Raw genomic sequence first — 5,335 nt, forward strand, 5'->3', positions numbered from 1 at the left:
TTGTTGTCGGGAAGAAAGCCCAGCATCGTGCGGACGTAGTCGATCGCGTCATCCTCGTCTTCGGCGAGATAGTGCGCAACTCCCGACCGGGTGTTGTGCGTGTAGGCGCCGCCGAGCTCTTCCATCCCGACGTCCTCGCCGGTGACGGTCTTGATGACATCGGGGCCTGTCACGAACATCTGGCTCGTCTTGTCGACCATGATGACGAAGTCGGTGAGGGCGGGGGAGTACACGGCGCCACCGGCAGCAGGCCCCATGATGATCGAGATCTGCGGGATGACACCCGACGCGCGCGTGTTGAGTCGGAAGATCTCACCGTATTTTCCGAGGGCGACCACACCCTCCTGGATGCGCGCGCCGCCGGAATCCAGGATGCCGATGATCGGCATCCCGCACCGCAGCGCCAGCTCCATGACCTTGATGATCTTCTCGCCGGCTACTTCGCCGAGCGATCCGCCGAAGGTTGAAAAATCCTGGGCGTAGACCGCTACCGTGCGGCCATGGATCGTGCCGGTGCCGGTGACCACGGAGTCGCCGTAGGGGCGCGACTTGTCCATCCCAAAGGCTGTCGTGCGGTGCCGCACGTATTCGTCGAGCTCCGTGAAACTGCCGGGATCGACGAGCAGCTCGATGCGCTCACGGGCCGTGAGCTTGCCCTTGGCGTGCTGCTTCTCGCGGGCTGACTCCTCGGCGGAGACGACAGCCTCCTGGTAGCGCGCGCGCAGGTCGGCGATCTTGCCGGCCGTCGTGAACAGGTCGTTGTCGTCGGTCACGCCTCCACACTATCGGCGTGTCGCGGGAAGCCCTTGGAGACCAGCGACAACGCGCCGCGGCATCCGTTATGCCTTTCCCGATGCGGAGGCGGTGGTCATTGCCCTCCCGGAGGTAGGCGATATCCCCGGCGTAGGCCATTTGGTGGGGGAATCTGCCTACCTCCGCGATTTCTCCTACCGTGACGATTCGCGTCGGGGTGGCCGAGACTGGCGGCCCTACAGTGAACGGATGCAGGCAGTCGACTTTCCGCGGACGGCGGCCATCGCTAGCCGACTGGATGTCCTCGCGCACACGGGGTCCACGAACGCCGACCTTCTGGCGAGCGTGGCACGGCAGCCGGATGCCTACCCCCACCTCTCCGTGCTGGTGACTGACGACCAGCGGTCGGGGCGGGGACGGCTGGATCGCACGTGGACTGCTCCGGCGGGAGCTGCCCTCGCGATCTCGGTGCTCGTTCGGGTACCGCATTTGCCGGCCGACCAGCGTGGCTGGGTTCCGCTGATCACCGGCGCGGCGATGACACTCGCGATTCGGGGCCAGTTCGCCGCCGACGTTCTAGATGGCAGCTCGCGCGTGGCGCTGAAGTGGCCGAATGACGTTCTGATCGACGGGGCGAAGGTGTGCGGCATCCTGTCGCAGATGGTGCCAGGTGAGCCCGACGCCATCGTCGTCGGCGCGGGGGTCAATACGCGGATGACGCCCGAGCAGCTTCCCGTGCCCACGGCGACCTCGTTGGCGATCGCCGGAGCAGACGTCGACCTCGATCGCCTGCTCGCCGACTACCTCCGGGTTCTCGACCGGATGCTGCGGGCCGCCGTGTCCGCGGCGGGCGCCAGCGACGTTCGCGCCGAGATTCAGCGGCTCTGCGGGACCCTCGGGCGCGAGGTCCGTGTGATGCTGCCCGATGACCGGGTGCTGGAGGGTACCGCCGCCGCGCTCGACGATGCCGGGCGACTCGTCGTCGCGGTGGGCGGCGAATCAGTGCCGGTCGCGGCGGGGGACGTCATCCATGTCCGCTGAGACCCCCCACAATGGGGGTATGTCGCTGCATCCAGGCACAGGTCCGTCGGGGTACTCCCCGCCGCCGACCTCTGTCGGGCGGCCGCTGGCTCCCGCGCCCGGTGTCTCGACACCCGAACTGCTGATCGCCAAGATCCGGGGTCGCCGGCCCGCGCTGATCCTGTCGGCGATCGTGCTCGTCGCTGTCGCCGCAGCGGCCGGGTACTTCTACGACAACCTGCCGGCGCCGTTCGAGAACTGGATGCTGCTGGCGGCAGCTGCCGTGGTCATCTTTGTGCTCGTGTTCCTGCCGTTTCTGGCCTGGCGTGCTCACGTGTACACGATCACGACGCGACGTGTCATCGAGCGCAGCGGGCTGTTCGTGACCCGGCGACGTGAGCTCGCTCACGTTCGCGGATACTCGGTGCAGATGCGCCGCGGACCGCTGCAGCGCCTCGCCGGCAGCGGCACGCTCATCCTCTCCAACGGTGTCGACGCACCGATGCGGATGACGCGAGTTCCGCAGGTGGCGCTCGTTCACGAAGTGCTCATCGATCAGGTTGAGGTCAACCAGATCCTCGCCCACCGCGACGGTCAGGCACCGCCCGAGTCCTGAGGCGACCCGGGCCTGCGGGCCGCCGACGCGAGCGATCCGGCCGGTTCGCGCCAGAATGGATCCGAACGGGAGGACTGCTATGACCTATCGCGTCGGTGTGATCGGCGGCGGACAGTTGGCGCGGATGATGATCGCGCCTGCTGTCGAACTCGGCGTCGAGATCCAGGTGCTCGCCGAGCAGGAGGGGATGGCTGCGGCGCTCGCGGCATCCGCCATCGGCGACTACCGAGACGCCGACACCGTTCTCGCGTTCGCGCGCGAGGTTGATGTCGTCACCTTCGATCACGAGCACGTGCCGCAGCAGGTGCTTCGCGCGCTGGTGGACGCCGGCGTGGCAGTACACCCCGGCCCCGACGCCCTCCGCTACGCGCAAGACAAGCTGCTGATGCGCACGCGACTGCAGGAGATGGGGATGCCGCAGCCCGACTGGGCTGCCGTCACCGGTCCCGATGAGCTCGCCGCCTTCCTCGATGCACACGGCGGTCGGGCCGTCGTGAAGACGCCTCGGGGTGGATACGACGGCAAAGGTGTGCGGGTCGTTTCGTCGCCGGATGGTGCTGCCGACTGGTTCACGGCGCTCGCCGAGGATGCCGGGGGCGGTGCGCTGCTGGTCGAAGAACTCGTCGAGTTCACCCGAGAGCTCGCGCAGCAGGTGGCCCGCACGCCGTCGGGCGCGGTTCGCGCCTATCCCGTGGTCGAGACCGTCCAGCGTGACGGTGTGTGCGCCGAGGTGCTCGCGCCGGCGCCGGGCGCCAGTGCTCGCCTCGCCGCGACAGCTGCCGAAGTCGGCGAGCGGATCGCCGAGGGGCTCGGTGTCACGGGGATGCTCGCCGTCGAGCTGTTCGAGACGGCGGATGACCGCATCCTCGTGAACGAGCTCGCGATGCGGCCGCACAACAGCGGCCACTGGAGCCAGGACGGTGCCGTGACGAGCCAGTTCGAACAGCACCTGCGTGCCGTGCTCGACCTCCCGTTGGGGGATACGTCGCCCGTTGCGCCGTGGTCGGTGATGATCAACATCCTCGGCGGGCCCAGCGAGGGCGGCCTCTCATAGCGGTTCGCTGCGGCGATGGCTCAGCATCCGGCTGCTCGTATTCACACCTACGGCAAACAGCCGCGCCCGGGACGCAAGGTCGGGCACGTGAACGCCTTCGGCGCGGACCTCGACGACGTCGTCTACGACGCGCGCGCGGCAGCCGCGTTCTTCCAGGACTGAGGCGATACCGGGCGTCGGGACGGATGCCTAGTTCGAGGGCAGGCCGCGTCCGGTCAGCCACGCGCGCATCCGGTCGCGACCGTTCAGCCCCGCCGCATCCTTCACGCGACGGATGACGGCCTGACTCCATCCCGTCGGGCGTCCCTGGCTCGCGTGGTAGGCGGCGATCTCGGTGTCGTAGGCGGCGACGTCGGCATCCGTGATCGGCGTGTAGCGCTCGCGGGAGTGCACGACGCCCGGCGCGAGGCGCGGTTTGATCCCTGCGGTGTCGGTGGGATCGGGATACCCGACAGCGAGGCCGAACGCCACCATCGCCCGGGCGGGTAGCCCGATCAGCTCGGCAGCGCGCTCAGGGTTGTTGCGAACCGACCCGAGGTAGCAGGTTCCGAGCCCCAACGACTCCGCCGCGATGACCGCGTTCTGCGCGGCGAGCGCAGCGTCGACGAAGGCAACGAGGGTGGATTCAAGGTAGTCGGCAGCCTCGTCCGATGCGCCCTGAGCCGCCGCTATCGCCGAGGCGCGGGCCCAGTCTGCGATGAACAGCAGAATGACGGGAGCGTCAGCAACGAAGGTGCTCGCGCCGACCTCGCCCACGAGGGCACGGCGGGTCGCAGCATCCCGAACCTCGACGACGCTCCACAGCTGCAGGTTCGAGGAACTCGCGGCCGATTGGGCGGCAGCGACCATCGCGGTGATTGCCTCGTCGCTCACCGGCGCGTCAGTGAAGCTGCGCACCGTGTGGTGACGCAAGAGCCCTGCCAGCGTTGCCGAGTTGAGCGCGGCCGGCTCGGTCAGCTCGGGAGCCGCAGCGCCATACCGGGCGCGCAGCAGAGCATCGATGTCGTCCGCGATGCTGACGTGTTGTTCTGTCATCAGATCCCCTATCTTGCCTCCTATCTTGCCGAGTGCTGAGAGGTGATGCGCATGATGCTCTAGAATCGGCATCATGCGCACCACGCTTTCCATCGATGACGCGCTACTTTCGCGCGCCAAGAAGCGCGCAGCCGACCGGGGCGTCACCCTCGGCGCCTTTCTGGATGACGCCCTGCGTGCCTACCTCGTCGAGAAGCCAGAGACCGCGGCTGTCGTCGACCTGCCCTCTTTCGAGGCTGGCGGAGTGCTGCGGGGGGTAGACGTCAGCTCCAATCGAGCGCTCTACGACCTGCTCGATGAGGACGAGTCGGTATCCCCGTGATTCTGGTCGATGTCAACGTGTTGGTTGCTGCCAGCGCCACCCGACATCCGGACCATGAGCCGGCCAGACGTTTCCTCGTGGAGCGTCTGGCTTCGGATGAGGTGCTCGTCCCCGATGCGGTGTGGTCAGGGTTTGTACGAGTGGCCACGAGTCGTCGAGTCTTCGAGAAGCCGTTGACACTTCCCGAAGCGGCCTCCTACGCCAAAGCCATCACCCGGGCTCCGGGCTACCGGTCTGTTCCCGGCCTCTCTGACGGGATCGAGCCGTTCCTCGACATGTGCGTTGCTTCCGGTGCGATCGGAAACCTTGTGTCGGATGCCTACATTGCGGCAGTCGCCCGTGCCCACGCGTGCCCGGTCGCGACCTTTGATCGCGACTTCGGTCGCTTTGAGGGCATCGAAGCAATCCGCCCTTCCTGACGGATTCTCCCTTCGGGGGTGCCGTTGCGGGCAATCCCCAGCCATGCACCCTAGCCTGGTCCGGTGACCGCTGCGCTCCACAGTTCCCCCGCCCCGCTCGTCGGTGTCGTCATGGG

At 67.6% G+C, this 5,335-nt stretch carries 6 protein-coding genes and 1 pseudogene; 5 read left to right on the forward strand and 2 right to left on the reverse strand.

Features of this window, described 5'->3' with window-relative positions; genetic code table 11:
* Positions 1-773 (reverse strand): carboxyl transferase domain-containing protein (locus tag Q1V87_RS00940; RefSeq protein WP_300590465.1); only part of this gene is annotated, 773 nt, incomplete at its 3' end.
* A gap of 229 nt (positions 774-1,002) precedes the next feature.
* Here Q1V87_RS00940 and Q1V87_RS00945 point away from each other — a divergent pair.
* The 3 genes and pseudogenes from Q1V87_RS00945 to Q1V87_RS00955 all read left to right on the forward strand — a co-directional run bounded on the left by Q1V87_RS00945 (position 1,003) and on the right by Q1V87_RS00955 (position 3,605).
* The gene (locus tag Q1V87_RS00945; RefSeq protein WP_300590466.1) at positions 1,003-1,794 is read left to right on the forward strand and encodes a biotin--[acetyl-CoA-carboxylase] ligase; all 792 of its coding nucleotides are present in this window, start codon (positions 1,003-1,005) and stop codon (positions 1,792-1,794) included.
* 19 nt (positions 1,795-1,813) lie between these two features.
* A complete protein-coding gene (locus Q1V87_RS00950; protein ID WP_300590467.1) occupies positions 1,814-2,389 on the forward strand; it encodes a PH domain-containing protein in 576 nt (191 codons plus the stop codon).
* A 55-nt stretch (positions 2,390-2,444) separates the two neighbouring features.
* A pseudogene (locus Q1V87_RS00955) lies at positions 2,445-3,605 on the forward strand (5-(carboxyamino)imidazole ribonucleotide synthase).
* Between the two features lie 27 nt (positions 3,606-3,632).
* Here the strand turns inward: Q1V87_RS00955 and Q1V87_RS00960 are convergent.
* Positions 3,633-4,478: a nitroreductase family protein gene (locus tag Q1V87_RS00960; protein ID WP_300590468.1), complete on the reverse strand. Its 846-nt coding sequence runs from the start codon at positions 4,476-4,478 to the stop codon at positions 3,633-3,635.
* 73 nt (positions 4,479-4,551) lie between these two features.
* On the opposite strand from Q1V87_RS00960, the gene Q1V87_RS00965 reads away from it, so the two are divergent.
* Positions 4,552-4,800, forward strand: coding sequence for a CopG family transcriptional regulator (locus Q1V87_RS00965; protein WP_300590469.1), 249 nt, complete (start codon positions 4,552-4,554; stop codon positions 4,798-4,800).
* A complete protein-coding gene (locus tag Q1V87_RS00970; protein ID WP_300590470.1) occupies positions 4,797-5,219 on the forward strand; it encodes a TA system VapC family ribonuclease toxin in 423 nt (140 codons plus the stop codon). The genes Q1V87_RS00965 and Q1V87_RS00970 overlap by 4 nt, the downstream gene beginning before the upstream one ends.
* Positions 5,220-5,335 lie beyond the last annotated feature (116 nt).

Source organism: Microbacterium sp. (assembly GCF_030149085.1).
Classification (GTDB): domain Bacteria; phylum Actinomycetota; class Actinomycetes; order Actinomycetales; family Microbacteriaceae; genus Microbacterium.